Source organism: Cupriavidus sp. GW821-FHT02F09, from assembly GCF_059421605.1.
This window is the reverse complement of sequence record NZ_JBWKVH010000051.1, coordinates 1-16776: the sequence shown is the minus strand read 5'-3', so window position 1 is coordinate 16776 and position 16776 is coordinate 1. Positions and strand designations below refer to the sequence as shown.

16 protein-coding genes and 2 pseudogenes are annotated in these 16776 nt (G+C 63.0%); 11 read left to right on the top strand and 7 right to left on the bottom strand.

What is annotated here, in order from left to right:
- Positions 1 to 105 precede the first annotated feature (105 nt).
- The 5 genes from AC07XB_RS33745 to AC07XB_RS33725 all read left to right on the top strand — a co-directional run bounded on the left by AC07XB_RS33745 (position 106) and on the right by AC07XB_RS33725 (position 5131).
- On the top strand, positions 106 to 1278 hold the full coding sequence (locus tag AC07XB_RS33745; protein WP_492831652.1) for a TauD/TfdA family dioxygenase: 1173 nt from the start codon (positions 106 to 108) through the stop codon (positions 1276 to 1278).
- An 11-nt stretch (positions 1279 to 1289) separates the two neighbouring features.
- The gene (locus AC07XB_RS33740) at positions 1290 to 2162 is read left to right on the top strand and encodes an isocitrate lyase/PEP mutase family protein (RefSeq protein ID WP_492831654.1); all 873 of its coding nucleotides are present in this window, start codon (positions 1290 to 1292) and stop codon (positions 2160 to 2162) included.
- Positions 2163 to 2225: 63 nt separating this feature from the next.
- A complete protein-coding gene (locus tag AC07XB_RS33735) occupies positions 2226 to 3194 on the top strand; it encodes a Bug family tripartite tricarboxylate transporter substrate binding protein (RefSeq protein ID WP_492831656.1) in 969 nt (322 codons plus the stop codon).
- An 8-nt stretch (positions 3195 to 3202) separates the two neighbouring features.
- A complete protein-coding gene (locus AC07XB_RS33730) occupies positions 3203 to 4108 on the top strand; it encodes an amidohydrolase family protein (RefSeq protein ID WP_492831658.1) in 906 nt (301 codons plus the stop codon).
- Between the two features lie 69 nt (positions 4109 to 4177).
- Complete coding sequence (locus AC07XB_RS33725) at positions 4178 to 5131, top strand: tripartite tricarboxylate transporter substrate binding protein (RefSeq protein WP_492831660.1); 954 nt, start codon at positions 4178 to 4180, stop codon at positions 5129 to 5131.
- Between the two features lie 261 nt (positions 5132 to 5392).
- Here AC07XB_RS33725 and AC07XB_RS33720 read toward each other — a convergent pair whose 3' ends face one another.
- Positions 5393 to 6040 (bottom strand): SRPBCC family protein, encoded by a 648-nt coding sequence (locus tag AC07XB_RS33720; protein WP_492831662.1) that lies wholly within the window; start codon positions 6038 to 6040, stop codon positions 5393 to 5395.
- A 157-nt stretch (positions 6041 to 6197) separates the two neighbouring features.
- Here AC07XB_RS33720 and AC07XB_RS33715 point away from each other — a divergent pair, with 157 nt between their 5' ends.
- Both AC07XB_RS33715 and AC07XB_RS33710 read left to right on the top strand, forming a co-directional pair.
- The gene (locus tag AC07XB_RS33715; RefSeq protein WP_492831664.1) at positions 6198 to 7106 is read left to right on the top strand and encodes a LysR family transcriptional regulator; all 909 of its coding nucleotides are present in this window, start codon (positions 6198 to 6200) and stop codon (positions 7104 to 7106) included.
- Between the two features lie 250 nt (positions 7107 to 7356).
- Positions 7357 to 8679 carry an IS4 family transposase gene (locus AC07XB_RS33710; protein ID WP_492831684.1) on the top strand — a complete coding sequence of 441 codons (1323 nt, stop codon included), beginning with the start codon at positions 7357 to 7359 and terminating at the stop codon, positions 8677 to 8679.
- Positions 8680 to 8770: 91 nt separating this feature from the next.
- Here the strand turns inward: AC07XB_RS33710 and AC07XB_RS33705 are convergent.
- From AC07XB_RS33705 to AC07XB_RS33695, 3 genes and pseudogenes are all read right to left on the bottom strand, one after another.
- Positions 8771 to 10197, bottom strand: a pseudogene (locus AC07XB_RS33705) (NAD(P)(+) transhydrogenase (Re/Si-specific) subunit beta).
- A complete protein-coding gene (locus AC07XB_RS33700) occupies positions 10194 to 10517 on the bottom strand; it encodes an NAD(P) transhydrogenase subunit alpha part 2 (RefSeq protein ID WP_492831666.1) in 324 nt (107 codons plus the stop codon). The pseudogene AC07XB_RS33705 and the gene AC07XB_RS33700 overlap by 4 nt, the downstream one beginning before the upstream one ends.
- A 4-nt stretch (positions 10518 to 10521) precedes the next feature.
- Positions 10522 to 11313 carry a Rossmann-fold NAD(P)-binding domain-containing protein gene (locus AC07XB_RS33695; RefSeq protein WP_492831686.1) on the bottom strand — a complete coding sequence of 264 codons (792 nt, stop codon included), beginning with the start codon at positions 11311 to 11313 and terminating at the stop codon, positions 10522 to 10524.
- Between AC07XB_RS33695 and AC07XB_RS33690 the strand changes: the two are divergent.
- A pseudogene (locus AC07XB_RS33690) lies at positions 11233 to 11544 on the top strand (transposase); the annotation flags it as partial. The gene AC07XB_RS33695 and the pseudogene AC07XB_RS33690 sit on opposite strands and share 81 nt — an antisense overlap.
- 178 nt (positions 11545 to 11722) lie before the next feature.
- On the opposite strand, the gene AC07XB_RS33685 reads toward AC07XB_RS33690, so the two are convergent.
- The gene (locus AC07XB_RS33685; RefSeq protein WP_492831688.1) at positions 11723 to 12058 is read right to left on the bottom strand and encodes a hypothetical protein; all 336 of its coding nucleotides are present in this window, start codon (positions 12056 to 12058) and stop codon (positions 11723 to 11725) included.
- 467 nt (positions 12059 to 12525) lie between these two features.
- On the opposite strand from AC07XB_RS33685, the gene AC07XB_RS33680 reads away from it, so the two are divergent.
- The 3 genes from AC07XB_RS33680 (at position 12526) to AC07XB_RS33670 (ending at position 14521) form a co-directional block, all read left to right on the top strand.
- Positions 12526 to 12864 (top strand): hypothetical protein, encoded by a 339-nt coding sequence (locus tag AC07XB_RS33680; protein WP_492831668.1) that lies wholly within the window; start codon positions 12526 to 12528, stop codon positions 12862 to 12864.
- A gap of 218 nt (positions 12865 to 13082) precedes the next feature.
- Positions 13083 to 13475, top strand: coding sequence for a DUF7684 family protein (locus AC07XB_RS33675; protein WP_492831670.1), 393 nt, complete (start codon positions 13083 to 13085; stop codon positions 13473 to 13475).
- 674 nt (positions 13476 to 14149) lie between these two features.
- A complete protein-coding gene (locus AC07XB_RS33670; RefSeq protein WP_492831672.1) occupies positions 14150 to 14521 on the top strand; it encodes a hypothetical protein in 372 nt (123 codons plus the stop codon).
- Positions 14522 to 14533: 12 nt separating this feature from the next.
- Here AC07XB_RS33670 and AC07XB_RS33665 read toward each other — a convergent pair whose 3' ends face one another.
- Both AC07XB_RS33665 and AC07XB_RS33660 read right to left on the bottom strand, forming a co-directional pair.
- Positions 14534 to 14815 (bottom strand): PAS domain S-box protein, encoded by a 282-nt coding sequence (locus AC07XB_RS33665; RefSeq protein ID WP_492831674.1) that lies wholly within the window; start codon positions 14813 to 14815, stop codon positions 14534 to 14536.
- A gap of 127 nt (positions 14816 to 14942) precedes the next feature.
- On the bottom strand, positions 14943 to 16776 hold a 1834-nt coding region (locus AC07XB_RS33660), incomplete at its 5' end, for an autotransporter outer membrane beta-barrel domain-containing protein (RefSeq protein WP_494752817.1).

The window sequence follows — 16776 nt, the reverse complement described above, 5'->3', positions numbered from 1 at the left end:
CTCAAATATGTTCGCTTTTCTAATGATAGGCCACGTCGCTAGACTAGGCTCAACGTATCGAACATGACTACCGCACGCAACGCATAACACGGAGGAGCTCCCGAGATGTCACCCATCGCCGCATCGCAACGCCCCGTCGCCTGGACCGCCCAACAAGCCCGCGAGGACCACTCCTGGGTCCTGCGCATGAACGAGGGAGAAATCCACGGCATGCGCGACGCCCTCAACCACGCCAAGGCGCTGAACAAGCCGCTGCTCGAGATGGAGCAGGCCGACTTCCCGCTCAACGAGGCCGCGCGCGCAGTGCTCAAGCGCGCCATCGTCATCACCCAGGGCGGCTGGGGCATGTGCCTGGTCAAGGGCTTCCCGGTCGACGAATGGACGGAGGAGGAATCGCGCCTGGCCTACTGGGGCATGAGCCTGTACATGGGCGTGGGCCGCACGCAGAACCGTGCCAGCCAGTTCATGAACGATGTGCGCAACGAAGGCGGCGAGTACAAGGTCAAGGGCGGTCGCGGCTACAACACCAATGCCGGGCTGGATTTCCACCAGGACTCGTGCGACGTGGTCGGCCTGCTGTGCCGACGCACCGCCCGCGCGGGCGGCACCAGCAAGGTGATCAGCTCAATCGCGCTGTATGAGGAAGTGCAGCGCCGCCGCCCCGACCTGATCCCGGTGCTCAAGGGTACTTTCTTCCACAGCTACCAGAGCACGCAGGACCCCAGCCAGCCGCCGTACTACCGCTGCCCGATCTTCGGCAGCCACCCCAAGTATTTCTCGGCACGCACCAATCGCAAGAACACAGACGCCGCCCAGCGCGACTTTGCCGAGCTGCCGCGCCTGACGCCGGCGCAGGTCGAGGCGCTGGACCTGCTGGACGAACTGATGCCGAGCGAACTGCTGTGCTTCACCATGGAGCTGGAGCAAGGCGACATGCAGCTGCTGAACAACTACGTCACTCTGCATTCGCGCACGCCGTTCGAGGACTATGAAGAGCCGGACCGCAAGCGCCACCTGTTCCGCCTGTGGCTGGCCGTGCCGGGTTCGCAGCCGCTGCCCGACGACTGGAAGGAGTACTACGGCGACGTGCGTGCCGGATCGGTGCGCGGCGGCGTGCGCGGCAGCGAGATCACGCAGGCCTTCCTCGACTACGAGAAACGCCAGGCGGCCGCGCTCGGCATGGCGTTCGAGACCTGGCGCCCGCAACTGCACCAGGAAGACATGGCGCGCATCCTGGCCGAGCATGCGGCCAAGGCCGCCGAGGGAGCCACAGCATGAGCGGCGACGGCATGCAATCCCCTTCGCTGAAGGAACGCCTGCGCCGGCGCGAGCCGGTGCTGGCCCCGGGCGTCTACGATGCGCTCAGCGCGCTGCTGGCCGAGCAGGCCGGCTTCGAAGCACTGTACCTGTCGGGCGGCGCGGTCGCCTACACGCTGCTGGGCCGCTCCGACGTGGGCCTGACCACCGCCACCGAGACCGCCGACGTGCTGGCGCGCATCACTGACCGCGTATCGCTGCCGGTGATCGTCGACGGCGACACCGGCTACGGCAACGCGCTCAACACGCAGCGCACCGTGCGCGCCTTCGAGCGCGCCGGCGTTGCGATGATCCAGCTCGAGGACCAGGGCTTTCCCAAGCGCTGCGGCCACCTCGCCGGCAAGTCCCTGGTCACGGTGCGCGAGATGTGCGGCAAGCTGCGAGCGGCGCTCGACGCGCGCCATAACACCGACACGCTGATTCTGGCGCGTACCGACGCCGTCGCGGTGGAAGGCCTGGACGCCGCCATCGAGCGTGCCGAAGCCTACCTGGCCTGCGGTGTCGATGCGCTGTTTATCGAAGCGGTGGTGTCCGCCGCCGACATGGACCGTGTGTGCGGCCGCTTTGCCGCACGCGTGCCGCTGCTGGCCAATATGGTCGAAGGCGGCAAGACGCCGATCCAGAGCGCGGCCGAACTGGGTGAGCGCGGCTACCGCATCGTGATCTACCCGGGCGGCACGGTGCGCTTCGCCTCGCGCCAACTGCAGCGCTACTTCGCCGGGCTCAAGGCCGGCGGCAGCACGCGCGCCTTCATGGAGGAAATGAACGACTTCGATGCACTAAACCGGCTGATCGGCACGCCCCAATTACTTGATGCCGGCCGCCGCTATGCGGAAGACGACTGACGGCACGCGCCGCCGCGATCCCGCAACCATTAATAGCCCAGACAAAGCTTCGGGGAGACAACCATGATCAACCGCCTGCGCGCCGTGTTCAGCGCCTTGCTCTGCGCGGCCGCCACCACTGCTGCTGCCGCCTATCCCGACAAGCCGATCAAGCTGGTCGTGCCATTCCCGCCCGGCGGCAACATCGACGCCACCGCGCGCATCGTCGCCGCGGGCCTGTCCGAGTCGCTCGGCCAGACCGTGGTGGTGGAGAACCGCGCCGGCGCCGCCGGCCTGGTCGGCGCCGAATCGGTGGCCCGTGCCGTCCCCGACGGCTACACCGCTCTGCTCGCCTCCACCGGTGCGCTGGCGCCACTGAAGGCGCTGAACCCCGCCGCCACGGTGACGCCCGAGCGCGACCTGGTCTCAGCCGGGCCGATCTCGCGCGCGCCGCTGGTGCTGGTGGTCAGCTCCAAGGTGCCGGCCACCACGCTGGCCGAGTTCATCGCCTACGCGCGCACGCGCCCCGGCAAGCTGACGCTGGCCACCGCGGGCGTTGGAACTGCCGCACACCTGACCGGCGAGTACTTCCAGAAGCAGAGCGGCACCAAGCTGCTGCACGTGCCGTACAAGGGCAGCAGCTTGGCCGTGGCCGACCTGCTGGGCGGACATGTCGACCTGACCTTCGACCAGCTCGCCTCCACGCTGACGCAGATCCGCGCCGGCAGGCTCAAGGCGCTGGGCGTGACCACCGCGCAGCGCTCGTCGCTGATGCCGGACCTGCCCACGCTGGCCGAAGCTGGCCTCCCGGGCTTCGAGGCGGCCACGACCACCGGGCTGATGTTCCCGAAGGGCACGCCGCCTGAAGTGCTGACACGGGTCAACGCGGCGCTGCAGAAGATGCTGTCGCTCGACAGCACGGCCAAGCAGTTCCGCGAACTCGGCGCCGACGTGCTGGCCGGCCCGCCCGCCGACTTCGACAAGACGCTGCAGCGCGAGACCGCAAAGTGGGACCAGGTCATCCGCGACGCTCACATCACCGCCTCGAATTAGGAGGGCACATGACGCAGCCAACTGTTGCGCAGCCCGCGGTCTGCCTGCCGCCACGCGCGCAGGTATCGCGCCCGGGCTGGACGCTGCCGCCCGGATCGACCGACTGCCACTGCCACGTCTATGACGATCCGCGCTGCTACCCGCTGGTGGGGGAGCGCTCCTACACCCCCGCGCCCGCCACGCTGAAGCAATACCTGGCGATGTGCCGGCAGGTCGGGCTGACGCGCACCGTGCAGGTCAGCGCCAGCGTCTACGGCGCCGACAACCGGCTCACGCTGGATGTGATCGCCGCGATCGGACAGGACCGGGCGCGCGGCGTGGCCGGGCTCCATCCTGACATCACCGCGGCCGAAATCCAGGCCCTGCATGCCGGTGGCATGCGGGGCGTTCGCGTTTCCACGCACGTGAAGGGCTATGGTGGCACCCAGGCCATCGCGCACTTCGCCGAGCGCATCCGCCCGTTCGGCTGGCATGTGCAGGTGCATGTGCTGCACGCCGACGAGATCGCCGAACTGGAGCCGCAGCTGATGCGGCTGCCGGTGCCGCTGGTGTTCGACCACATGGGCTGCGTGCGCGGCGCCGAAGGCCCGGGCAACCGCGGCTTCCAGGCCATGCTGCGGCTGCTGCGCGAGCGCGAGGACTGCTGGACCAAGATCTCGAGCTGGTACCGCCGCTCCGATGCCGGCCCCGGCCACGCCGACATGGCGCCGATTGTCGACGCGCTGCTCGAGACCCGCCGCGATCGCCTGCTGTTCGGCACCAACTGGCCGCACCCCGCCCTGAACGCACCGCAGCAGGTGCCGGACGACGGCGCGCTGATCGACGAGTTCATCCGCTGGATCCCGGATGCGGAGGTACGCCGGCGTATCCTGGTCGACAACCCGGCGCTGCTGTATGGCTTTCCGCCCACCTGAGACAGATCGGACGCCCCGCAACGATGCTCCCATCGTACAAAGACATAAAGAGAGAAACGGAGACAAAACATGCAACGACGCGAATTCCTGGCCCTGCTGGCGGCCAGCATGATGCTGCCCGGCACCCTGCAGGCTGCCCCGGCCGTGACCAAGGTGCTGGTCGGCGCCACGCCCGGCGGCGGCACCGACCTGGTGGCCCGCGCGCTGGCCGCTGAACTGGAGCAACGCCTCAAGCACCCCTTTATCGTCGAGAACCGCGGCGGCGCGGCCGGAAATATCGCGGCGACCGCAGTGGCCAAGGCCGATCCGGATAGCGGCACGCTGCTGCTCAGCTACACCAGCCACGCCATCAATCCCGCGCTGTTCGACAAGAAGCCCTTCGACCCGATCAAGGACTTCAAGCCAATCTCGCTGATCGCCAGCTCGCCGCTGCTGCTGGTGTCGCGGCCCGACTTGGGCGTGAACAACGTGCGCGAGCTGATCGCGCTGGCCAAGTCCGGGCCCGGCAAGCTCAGCATCGCCGTAGCCGGCCTCGGCAGCGCCAACCACCTGGCCGGCGAGATGCTCAAGCACGACGCCGGCATCGACCTGGTCAGTGTGCCCTACAAGGGCGCGGCCCCCGCGGTGGCCGACGTGGTCGCCAGCCAGGCCGACCTGCTGCTGGGTAATGTCGCCACGGTGCAGCCGCTGTTGCAGGCCGGCAAGGTCAAGGGGCTGGGTGTCAGCAGCCTGAAGCGCCTGCCCACGTTCCCGAACATCGCGCCGATCGCCGACGTGGTGCCCAATTTCGACTACAGCTCATGGTATGGGCTGCTCGGGCCGGCCGGCATGCCGGCGGACCAGGTGGCGCAGCTGGAGAAAGCCGTGCGCGCCGCGGTGGCGTCGCCGGCGATGCGCAAGCGCCTGACCGGCGAAGGGCTGGTGCCCGTGGGCAACGATGCCGCGCAGTTCACGCAGTTCCTGCAAAGCGAGATCGCGCGCTGGGCCAAGGTGGTGGCGGTTACCGGAGCGCGGATGAGTTGAGCGCCTGAGCGCCGGCAGTCACACCGACGGCCTCGGTCAGCTTCTCTCGTGTGGATTAAGTCAGCCGTTCGTGATGCGCGGGAACGGGCGCCGTTAGCGCGAAGGCAGGCCTGCGAAGCAAGCGTTCCAGCTGACAGCGAGAGCCCGAGCAGTGGCAGCGCCGGCGCTAGAAAGTTCCTAGGGTGTCTGTAAGGGATCGGAATTAGCTGGACTCGTCAGTTTTCGGCGCTTCGACGAAGCCCGGTCAAGCTGCATGATTCCTCATCGGTCCAGCTTGTTCTCGGCAACCCAACGCAGAGTTGCCAGCCAGAGGTCGTGACCACGGTGCATCAGCCCTTCATCGTTCTTGCGAAGGTTGGCAGCATCGGGGCCGTTACCTACTTCATCGGTCACAACTTGGCAGCCGTTGCCACGAGGTATGAGGTACCACGTGTGATAGAAGGCCGGCTTGGTGCCCGGGACGTAGCCGAACCAGCCAATGCGCGAGAACGGGACGAACTCGTTGATCTTGCTCTCGATGGGCAGACCGAACGTGGTCCAGTGGAACGTGCTCTCTTCCTTGAGCACAGAACCCGCGTCACTGATGATGTGGACATCTTCGGAGTTGGGGTACCACTGAGGCCACTTCGGCGCCTCGATGATGTGCTGCCAGACGCGTTCACACGTTGCGTTGATGAACAGCTCATTGTGCGAAAAGAGGTCAGCCTCGCGCGGATCGAAGCCGGCCGGCCAGTGGATGTCCGGCGAGCGGTTGGCGAGATCGTCTTTCATGGTCATGGTACTGCTCCTTTGATGATTGGCGGTTTGTGCGAACGCTGGACTTGTTGCCGCCAATGCCACCATGGACATGAGGGCAACGGCCAGAAGTGGAAGTCTTTGGCGAACGACGAATTTGCTTGCTTTGAGCATGGGCTCTCCTTTCTAAGTTGCCGAGCGGTCGATAGAGATGGGTCGCGTGACGTTCCTCGTAGTGGTGTTGACGCCTCGTCCTGACATGCATTCTGGTGACAAGGCCAACAAAAGGCGATAGCATGGATAGCATTTGAATTATGCTTGGAGCGCATCAATGGGCGGGCTCGACCAGCGCGTATTGGACGGAATTCGGGTAATGGCGGCGGTGGTGGACAGTAGGAGCTTCGGACGCGCGGGCGAGGCACTCGGCATGTCGCAGTCTGGTGTCAGTCGCGCGATCGCTCGACTCGAAGAGCAGCTCGGCTTGCGACTCTTCGACCGCACCACGCGCTCCGTTCGGATGACAAACGAAGGGCGATCCTTCTACGAGCAGGTCATTCCTCTGATCGCAAGCCTCGACGCCATCACTGCGTCAGCAAGCGGAAGTGCGAAGACCATCAACGGACGCCTTCGCGTCAATGTCGACCCGTTCTTCTCTCGACTGATACTGGGTCCGCGGCTTGGAGCGTTTCTGCAAAGCCACCCGGACTTGCAGCTCGAGCTGATTACGCGCGACGAGCTGGGCGACATGATCACGGATGGCTTCGATGTGGCTATCCGATTCGGCCACCCTCGCAATTCGGCGCTCATAGCAAGAAAGCTCCTGGAGACGAGAATCATCACCGCGGCGGCGCCCGCCTACATTCAGCGATACGGGTTGCCCAAGGAACCGAAGGATCTGGAGTCGGGCAGTCATGTCTGCATCCAGTTCCGGGACCCCGAGACCGGGCGGCCGTTTCCGTGGGAGTTTCACCAGCGGCGCAAGAAGATCGTGTTCAACTCGCGCGGTCAATTGACCGTCAATGAGGCCGGCACGATGCAAAGTGTCTGCGTTGCTGGCCATGGCATCGGGCAAATCTTGGAACTCGGGGCTGAGCAGTTCTTTGCGGAGCGCAAGCTCGTGAACCTCTTTCCGGACTGGTCCGATGAGCGGTTCCCGCTATACGCCTACTATCCGTCGCGTCACCATGTTCCGGCCAAGACACGAGCCCTGCTCGACTTCGTCGCCAACCTAGTTCGGTGATGCCCGGCTCACAGCGGTCTTGAATTCCTCTCTATGATCCATCAGGGCGTCTCCCTGCTTCGCTACGGGCCGGGCTGTTGTGTTGGGTAGCAGCAGCGCATTACTGCGCCGCCGCCCCCTTCTAAGAACCACCCCTTTCAAGGTGACGAAAATTAGGGCACCCTCCGTGTTCTCGAACAGAACCGGTGTCAATGGCGTGGTACTGGACGCAGTAGTAGAACGCTTTCTCGAACACAGCCCGATCAGCGTGATGGCGCGCCTGGGGTTGCAACGCGCCCTTGATCCGGCCTGGATCGACGAATTGTTCGAGCAAGAGCGTGAAACGCAGTACACGCGGGAGTTATTGTTCTCGACGACGGTGGAAATCATGTCGCTGGTCGCCGTGGGGCTGCGCCCGTCGGTGCATGCGGCAGCCAAGGCCAGTCCGGCGCTGCCAGTTTCCATCACCGCGCTGTACGACAAGCTCAGCCGGACCGAGCCGGGGCTGGTTCGTGCCCTGGTGCAAGGCAGTGCGCAGCGGTTGGGGTCGGTCGTGCAACCGATGTTGCGCAAGCAGCCGCCATCGGTGAATGGCTATCGCCTGCGCATCGTGGATGGCAGCCATTTGCTGGCGAGCGAAAAACGCCTGAAACCATTGCGGAGGTTTCGGGGTGCGGCCTTGCCAGGGCAGTCATTGGTGGTCTATGACCCGGACACGGCGATGATCGTCGATCTGGTGCCCTGTGAAGATGCGCACGCCCAGGAGCGGGCCATCATGGAAACCCTGCTCGCATCGGCCCAGCCGGCCGAACTGTGGATCGCCGATCGCAACTTCAGCACCCGGGCGATTCTTGCCGGGTGGCAGCGTCGCGGCAGCGCCTTCATCGTGCGGGAGCACGGCCGCAATCCGAGCCCCAGCGAGCTGGAGCCGTTACGCGAAATGGGCCGGGTCGAAACCGGCATCGTGTACGAGCAAGCGGTCAGCATCCCAGATGAATCGAACGCGCCGCTGGTGCTGCGGCGCATCGAGCTGCATCTGGATGGCGCCACCGAGGATGGTGACACCGTCATCCGCCTGCTGACCAATGTCCCGTCCGCCCATCTGACGGCCGAGGCCGTCGCCCGGCTATACCGGCGACGCTGGAGCATAGAGAATATGTTTCAGCGGCTGGAATCGGTGCTCAACAGTGAGATTCGTTCGTTGAGCCAACCGCGCGCGGCGCCGCTGGCCTTCGGCGTGGCGGCGCTGGCGTATAACGTACTGAGCGTGATTGCGACTGCGGTGAGAATCCGGCATGAGCTGGATACCAGCGACATCGAGCTCTCACCGTATTACCTCGCCAACGAAATCCGGGCAACTTATGCCGGCATGATGATCGCGGTGCCGCCCGAGGTGTGGCAGGCCTATGACCTCCTCACCCCAGCTCAGCTCGGTCGCGAGTTGATCAAGATGGCGACGCACGTTGATCCCCGCGCGATGCGCAAACATACGCGGGGACCGAAAGCGCCGAAGAAGAAAGGCTATGTGGCCGGATGCGTAGCACGGCGGCACGTTTCTACCGCCCGTGTCATCAAGGCTGGACGTGTCGTCTAATCACCTTGAAAGGGGTGAGCCTGAGGGCTTGCGCCTTCAGAAGCAAAAAAGGGAGTCGCGAGCCAGCCAACCCCGCCAGCGTACGGAAGTTCTACTCGATGGCCTTTCCCATCTCTTCGACGACCTTCTTGGCGTCGCCGAAGACCATCATGGTCTTGTCCATGTAGAACAGTTCGTTGTCCAGGCCCGCATAGCCCGCGGCCATGGAGCGCTTGTTCACGATCACCGTCTTGGCCTTGTAGGCCTCCAGGATGGGCATGCCGTAGATGGGGCTGCCCTTGTGCAGCGCGCCGGGGTTCACCACGTCGTTGGCACCCAGGATGATGGCCACGTCGGCCTGGCCGAACTCGCCATTGATGTCCTCCATCTCGAACACCTGGTCGCAGGGCACCTCGGCCTCGGCCAGCAGCACGTTCATGTGGCCAGGCATGCGGCCCGCCACGGGGTGGATCGCGTACTTCACCGTCACGCCCTTGTGCACCAGCTTCTCGGCCAGCTCGTTGACCGCATGCTGCGCGCGCGCCACCGCCAGGCCGTAGCCCGGCACGATGATCACGGTCTCGGCGTTGCCCAGGATGTAGGCCGCATCGTCGGCGCTGCCGCTCTTGACGCTGCGCTGCTGCTGGTCGCCGTGCGCGCCACCGGCAGCGGCCTCGCCGCCAAAGCCCCCCAGGATCACGTTGAAGAAGGAGCGATTCATGGCCTTGCACATGATGTAGCTCAGGATCGCACGCGAGCTGCCCACCAGCGAGCCGCGATGATCAGCATGGAGTTGTTCAGGCTGAAGCCGATGCCCGCCGCCGCCCAGCCCGAGTAGCTGTTGAGCATGGACACCACCACCGGCATGTCGGCGCCGCCGATCGGGATGATGATGAGCACGCCCATCACGAAAGCCAGCGCCAGCATGGCGAAGAAGGCGGTCCAGTTCTCGGTCGCCATGAAGACCAGCCCCAGGCCCACCGTGGCCAGGCCCAGCACCAGGTTCAGCATGTGCTGGCCAGCGAACTGCACCGGCGCACCCTGGAACAGCCGGAACTTGTACTTGCCCGAGAGCTTGCCGAAGGCGATCACCGAGCCGCTGAAGGTGATGGCGCCGATGGCGGCCCCCAGGAACAGCTCCAGCCGGTTGCCCGCCGGGATCGGCAGGCCCTTCTGGGCCACGATCTGGAAGGCATAGGGCTCGGCCACCACGGCCACTGCAATGCAGACCGCCGCCAGGCCAATCATGCTGTGCATGAAGGCCACCAGCTCGGGCATCTTGGTCATCTCGACGCGTTGGGCCATGATGGCGCCGGCCGCGCCGCCCACCAGCAGGCCCACGAGCACGTAGCCCAGGCCCAGCGGCGAGCCCGCCAGCTTGGCGATCAGCGCCGCCGTGGTGAGCACGGCCATGGTCATGCCGACCATGCCAAACAAGTTGCCACGGATCGAGGTCGTGGGGTGCGACAGCCCCTTGAGCGCCTGGATGAAGCAGACGCTGGCCACCAGGTACAGCAGCGTGACGAGGTTCATGCTCATGCCTGGCTCCCTTCGGTCTTGGGCGCGGCCTTGCGCTCTTTCTTCTTGAACATCTCCAGCATGCGCCGGGTGACCAGGAAGCCCCCGCACACATTGACGGCCGCCAGCGCCACGGCTAGCACGCCCATGGTCTTGCCCAGCGGGGTCTCGGTCAGCGCAGCGGCCAGCATGGCCCCCACGATGACGATGGCCGAGACCGCGTTGGTCACGGCCATCAGCGGGGTGTGCAGGGCCGGGGTCACGGTCCAGACCACGTGGTAGCCCACGTAGATCGCCAGCACGAAGATGATCAGGTTGATGAGGGTATGAGAGACTTCCATTCTTCTATTTGCTCTTTACTGCACCGCCATGCGCTACCAGGCAGGCCGCCACGATGTCGTCCTGCAGATCCACGTGCAGGGCGCCGTCCTTGTTGATGATGAGTTTAAGAAAGTCGAGCACATTGCGCGCATAGAGCGCGGAAGCGTCGGCCGCGACGAGCGCGGGCAGATTGGTTTCGCCCACCAGGGTCACGCCATGCCGGACCACGGTCTGGCCCGCCTCGGTGAGCGGGCAGTTGCCGCCCTGGCTCGCGGCCAGGTCGACGATCACGGAGCCGGGCTTCATGGCGCGCGCCATGTCCTCGGTCACGAGCACGGGGGCGGCGCGCCCGGGGATCAGGGCCGTGGTGATGACCACGTCGGCCAGCGCCACACGCTTGGCCACCTCGGCCTTCTGGCGGTCCAGCCAGCTTTGCGGCATGGGGCGCGCGTAGCCGCCCACGCCTTCGGCAGCCTCTTTTTCCTCAGGGGTTTCATAGGGCACGTCGATGAACTTCGCCCCCAGCGACTCCACCTGTTCCTTCACGCTCGGACGCACGTCAGAGGCCTCGATCACGGCGCCCAGGCGCTTGGCCGTGGCGATGGCCTGCAAGCCCGCCACGCCCACGCCCAGGATCACCACGCGCGCGGCCTTCACCGTGCCCGCGGCCGTCATCAGCATGGCAAAGAAGCGCTGGTACTTGTCGGCCGCGATCATCACGGCCTTGTAGCCCGCCCGATTCGCGGAAAGCGCGGACGCCCTCTGCGTAAGCCGGAAATCGTCCAAGGCGACCGGGGCTACAGTTCCGAGCCACACCGAGAACGCTTGCGCAAGCGCGCCATCACGCCCGTGCTGGCCAAAATCGGCTCGCCTCACGGCAGTGGACTTGGCAAAACGCGCTGGGTCGTGGAGCGCTCGATTGCTTGGCTTCACTCGTTCAGACGCCTGAAGTTTCGATACGAACGATATGCCCATGTCCACGAAGCCTTTCTGTCACTTGCCTGTTCATTGATTTGTTGGAGCAGGCTAAAGCCCTGCATGAACTAATTTCGCAACAGCTTCTAAGTGGCAAGCCTCCGACCACGAGAGAACGACCGAAGTAATACTGCGCTGGCCGTCTTCAGCGTACCCGCGATTTAACTCGCAAACATGACCGCCATCGGGCACGGTGTTAGAGAAATGTAAAAAGCCGGCAAACACGCCGACTTTTTACCTGGATGGGAGATTATTTTCCGGCGTCAGCTTCGCACTTTTTCATAAACGACGCCTTCGCGGCACCGGCGAGAGGCTTACCGTTCTTCCCAACGGCCTTGGCATCGCATGCCGCTGACGCGTTGCCTTTGTTGCCACTTTCGCACTTCTTGATAGAGGAAGCCTTCGCGGCTCCAGCTAGCGGTTTGCCTTTTTTGTCAACCGCCTGCGCTTCGCAGCTCGAGGAAGCAGCCGGAGCTGCGGCGGCGGGCGCCGCAGGCTTGGCGGCAGCCGTGGGCGCAGCAGTTTGCGCATAAGCCAAACCTACCGAAAAAAAAGCGGCAATGGCGACCGCATAGAATCTTTTCATCACGATACCTCTCCTCAGAAAATAAGGCACATTGCCTCGGCCTTATCAACGCTTGGGCGGCAGCATCGTTGACGCTGTTGACCCTCATACGGAGGCACTGCCCGTCGAAAGACCCCCAGCGCCAGCGCTCCTCACAACTCGCCAACGCTTTAGTTACATTTCTTTACAGTTGGCGAACCAAGGCTTCCAACGCGGGGCGGCACAATAACTGCCGATTTGCGATAGAGAACATATGAAACAACTTCCATTCTTTGGGGTGCTGGCCGGCACACTGCTCGCAATCGCGTCGACTGCCCAGGCACACGTGAATGTCGACATTGCCATTGGGGTCCCAGGTGTCGTCTATGCCGAACCTGCTCCAGTCTATGTGGCTCCTCCTGTATATGTTGCGCCGCAGCCGGTGTATGTCCCGCGACCGGTTGTAGTGGCTCCGACGCCCGTGTATGCCCCTTACTGGCGGGGACGCGATGATGACGACGACCAAGGCGAGCGGAGGTGGCGCGGGCGTGGCCACGGGCAGCACGGTCAACATGGTGAACACGGCCGACACGGCCACGACGACTAGTAGTGGGCAATCGCGGACACTCACGGCACCGTATTGCTTTCGCACATCGGAGGAAATTATGACAGCAGCAGAGCGAGTCAAACATATTTTGACGAAGTTCGATAGTCTGGCATCCCAATCTGGGAACATCGAGACGAAGCTCCTGATTGAGGCGCTAAAACTGCATTCCGAATTGGCGAGCCTGAGGCTGGCGGAGATTGAGCAACAGTTACCCGAAGCAAACAGAGCCCAAGGAAAATGAAACAGTAACTCGCATAGCGCGAACCGTCCGGGTATCTCGAACGCTCAGCACCAACAATCCTGAGGCTGCGCCGACAACAAGCAGTCCTTGCGGCCTGGTCGTCACGGGAACCTGCGCGTATGCATCGCTGCACGGTCCTCGACTGAAATGTAAAAGTCGAATTAATCACCTGAATAACTAGATTGATACGTTTAAAAATAACATTCAGAAAATTTTGAATGGAGATCGCTCTGATGGGACGCCTTGATATTATTTATGCTAATCCAAAATTGCCTTTGCCTATTTCATGCCTAAAGAGGCCTTTCGCCGTTCTTCTGGACGCAAGGGATTGCGAGTGGGCTAATAGTCTATGGATTAGTCGTGAGGTGCATGAGCTTCTGCATGTGGGGTGTCGATATTTCGTTTGCTTTGGCCCCGGTTCTGAAGTAATTCATGATCAAATTGATGATGTGATTATTGGTTGGGGGAGCAACGATGTCGTCCCCACAACTTTTCATGAGGATGAAACCGTTGAAGACGTCGCCAATTTCTTTGAGGTCGTCGCGTTGAGTGGAATGGCGCAGGGCCTGCTCCTTGTCAATGACGAAGTTGAGTGGAAGATGAAGTTTTGATCCTTTGACCGTTCATGCGGTGGGCCCCATCAATGCAGCCAGAATATGTCTATCTTGCGATTCGATTCTGGGCGTTGTTGAGGGATAAGCGTCCCGAGGATGTGTGGAGCCATCACGTAGCTTCCCGTGTGACGCGATGGGGCGGCGCGTAGTAAGACCGGGTAACGCCTGCGTGATATTTATGGCATTTGGGTAGAAAAATTGGATAATAAGTGAGAAGGATCATTTGTGATGTGAAATTTATAAATAAATGAATTGGTTTATCTATAAAGCTATTAATAACTCTTCGCAGTCATTCGTCGAGCGATGAGGCGAGAGTGGCACTATAAAGAATTGCTCGACGCGCAGTAATTCATTCGGATTAATGGTCGCGCAGGGATTGGTTAAAATTAATATAATCAGGTTAATCTCCATTTTCATTTTTTCCGGAAGTTCTCGCGGTATCGCTTTCGTTGATGGCATTGATGAACCAATCCCGAGCTTCTACCAGGAACCCGGCATCTCTCGCACTCGGGATTATTCGAACCAGCACTCGGCGGAGCGGATTGACCCCTTCACGGGAAAGTTGCAATGGCACGACGGTGCCGCGCCGCCGGAGGCGATTGCACTCGGTGGCCCCGGGCCGGGCGCGACCGCAAACCGCCCATTGCGCATCGGGTCTCTACAGCTTGAAGATGGAAACGGAGAAGCCGATCGAAGCCGAGGCAGCGTACCGTCGCGCGCTGGAGGCCGAACCGACATTTCTTGATCCCTACCTCAACCTGGGTTGCATGCTGTGCGACGCTGGCCGGTTTGGCGACGTGGTGGAACTGTACCGTTTCGGAACTTCACATCTGCCGAACGAACCACTGCTCCACTTCAATCTTGGTGTTGCCCTGGAGGACATGAGCCGAACAGGGGAGGCGTTCTCAAGTTACGAGCAATGCGTCGCGCTTGCACTGGACTTTGCTGATGCTCACTTCAACGCAGCCCGTATTTACGAAACGCTTGGCAACGGGATGTGGGCGATCCGGCATTTCAATGCCTATCACCGGCTGCAGACCTAGCGAGTGCGCGGGTCAGTTGCGGCGAGCAGAGGCTGGCATGCGCTGCAGCGAAGTGGCCACTGCATCACTTTGCCGTGCCTGCTGAACGAGCGCAGACGCTGCGCAAGCGCCCTCTAACCCATTTAGCCTACATCGCTGGCTCAAGTCGCGTGTAATTTTTGCGAATCCAATCAAGGTGCCGGCGTCATCATGAATCGCCGTAATGACAATATTCGCCCAGAATCGGCTCCCGTCCTTGCGCACGTGCCACCCTTCGTCTTCCGCATGTCCCCGCGACGCGGCAGTCTCTACCACTTTGGCCCATTGATGCCGCTCGGTCCTGGAGGGGCCCCCTTCTATTTGTGGAGGGCAGCATCCCTCACGACGTCACTCGGCGTCCAGGAGGGACGCGTTCATACCCTCTCAAACTCTGCATCCCGCTTCAGAAACGGTAATCGAGCTTTGCGCTTGCCGCTTGTGCGGATGCATGGCCGGTATTGATTAGCGCGTCGAACGCGAAGGAAACCGTCAGGGCTTTGGACGGATGGAGGCTGACGCTTGCGCCGGTGGTGAGAAACGAGCGCGGCAGACCCGTGCCAGGGGCTACGAACACCGTGCCGTCCAAGGCGGACACCGTGACAGCACGGCCGCCCGCCAGCATCTCATGCGCGTACCCCAGTCGCAGCTTTACGTTGAGCGGCTTTGCCGTGTCTCCAAACGCCTTGTCCAGCGTGATCGCTGCAAAGGGTTGCAGGCTGCGGGCGTTGTCCGTTCCCACGAATAGGTTCTGCCCGTTTGCTCCACCTTCGCTGAACGTGTTGCCGTGGAAATACGCATAGCGCAATCCCACATTCGGCGTCAACACGATGCCGCCCACCGTAAGCGGCAGGCTAGCCTGCGCCGCAGTGGTGAACTCCTGACCGATATGATCGCCTTCCGCGGTGCCGACCGAACCGAACGGCCGCTTCTGAGACAGGAAGTCGAGCCCGTATCCGACGGTCGCAGCCAAGCCGACCGGACCGTACCACCCGTTGCCGTACAGCGCGAGTCTAAGCGTGTCCGTCATGCCCGAGCTGCCGGTGCGATCCTCGCCTAAATTGGTGTGCATGTAGCCAGCGGCGGCACCGAGCGTGGATTCGCCCATCGGATGATCGATGCCCGCCAGAAACCCGTATTGGTGCGACTGGAAGCCCGGCTGACTATTTGTGCCGCCGACTTTCGTGCGCGAGCCCATTGCGGTAATCCAGCTATCAGACGAAGCAGGACCTTTCACGGGGCTGCTGCTCAGCCGTTCCAGTAGTGTCGCATTGACCGCTTGCGCGCGGATCAATGCGGTCGTGCCGAGCGCAGTGTAGATACTGGTGCCGAGCGGCGCGATGACGACCGGCGCATCGGGCGTGGCTGCGGCATCGAGTATCAGGTTGACATCATTGGTGCCATAGCTGACGGATTGCCTCAGCGTGCCAAGGTTGGCTCCGACCGCTGCCGTACTGCCGACGCCGGTAAAGCGGCCGCTCACGCCGTTGGCTGCGGTGAGCAGGGTGTACTGCCGCGCAGTGTAGGTGCCCGGATCGTAGACAACCGCGAGCGTGCCGTTCAAGGCGGCGCTGCCGCCTACCCTGAGCTGCGAGCTCTCGGTCGGGCTCACCTCGATCGTCAGCGTGGCATTGCTGGCCTGCGTGTAATTGCCACCGACCGTCAGCGTGCCGATCGAGCCGCCCGGCATCACAATGCCGCCATTGATGACGTCGCCGGAGATGGTGCCATGGCCGCGCAAGGTGCCTTGTGAGCCGACCGTCACGCTGCCGCCGAGCATGGCGCCGGCGTTGTTCAGGTCGCCGACTTCCAGCAGGCCGCCGACGACGGTTGTCGTGCCAGAAAAGCTAGTGCTGACACCATTCAGCGTCAGGCTGCCCGCGCCTTGCTTCACGAACGTGCCGGTCCCGACCAAGCTGCCGCCAAACGTCTGGGCGCCGCTGGTGTTCACCGTCAGGGAATTGGCGCCGAGCGCCAACCGGCTGCCTGCGACCCCGGACAGGTTACCGATCAACTGGTTGCCGCCTGCGGAGAGATCAAGCTGTGCGCCGGAGCCCGCCAGAGTCACGTTCGTCCCGGAGGCAAGGCTACCTGCGGCCGACAGAGCGAGCACGCCTGCATTGATCGTTGTGTTGCCCGTGTAGGTATTCGCGCCGCTAAGGCTCTGCGTGCCGCCGTTGAGCGTGAGGCCACCCGCACCGCCGAGGCTCCCGCTGAACGCGCCAGCCGCGTTGGTCAGC

What these genes read in the sequence shown, in the direction of transcription:
- AC07XB_RS33685 (WP_492831688.1), bottom strand. Translation starts at nt 12,058, where the DNA reads ATGAAAAGATTCTATGCGGTCGCCATTGCCGCTTTTTTTTCGGTAGGT.
- AC07XB_RS33680 (WP_492831668.1), top strand. Translation starts at nt 12,526, where the DNA reads ATGATGACGACGACCAAGGCGAGCGGAGGTGGCGCGGGCGTGGCCACG.
- AC07XB_RS33700 (WP_492831666.1), bottom strand. Translation starts at nt 10,517, where the DNA reads ATGGAAGTCTCTCATACCCTCATCAACCTGATCATCTTCGTGCTGGCG.
- AC07XB_RS33745 (WP_492831652.1), top strand. Translation starts at nt 106, where the DNA reads ATGTCACCCATCGCCGCATCGCAACGCCCCGTCGCCTGGACCGCCCAA.
- AC07XB_RS33725 (WP_492831660.1), top strand. Translation starts at nt 4,178, where the DNA reads ATGCAACGACGCGAATTCCTGGCCCTGCTGGCGGCCAGCATGATGCTG.
- AC07XB_RS33710 (WP_492831684.1), top strand. Translation starts at nt 7,357, where the DNA reads ATGGCGCGCCTGGGGTTGCAACGCGCCCTTGATCCGGCCTGGATCGAC.
- AC07XB_RS33735 (WP_492831656.1), top strand. Translation starts at nt 2,226, where the DNA reads ATGATCAACCGCCTGCGCGCCGTGTTCAGCGCCTTGCTCTGCGCGGCC.
- AC07XB_RS33715 (WP_492831664.1), top strand. Translation starts at nt 6,198, where the DNA reads ATGGGCGGGCTCGACCAGCGCGTATTGGACGGAATTCGGGTAATGGCG.
- AC07XB_RS33720 (WP_492831662.1), bottom strand. Translation starts at nt 6,040, where the DNA reads ATGCTCAAAGCAAGCAAATTCGTCGTTCGCCAAAGACTTCCACTTCTG.
- AC07XB_RS33730 (WP_492831658.1), top strand. Translation starts at nt 3,203, where the DNA reads ATGACGCAGCCAACTGTTGCGCAGCCCGCGGTCTGCCTGCCGCCACGC.
- AC07XB_RS33675 (WP_492831670.1), top strand. Translation starts at nt 13,083, where the DNA reads ATGGAGATCGCTCTGATGGGACGCCTTGATATTATTTATGCTAATCCA.
- AC07XB_RS33740 (WP_492831654.1), top strand. Translation starts at nt 1,290, where the DNA reads ATGCAATCCCCTTCGCTGAAGGAACGCCTGCGCCGGCGCGAGCCGGTG.
- AC07XB_RS33670 (WP_492831672.1), top strand. Translation starts at nt 14,150, where the DNA reads ATGGAAACGGAGAAGCCGATCGAAGCCGAGGCAGCGTACCGTCGCGCG.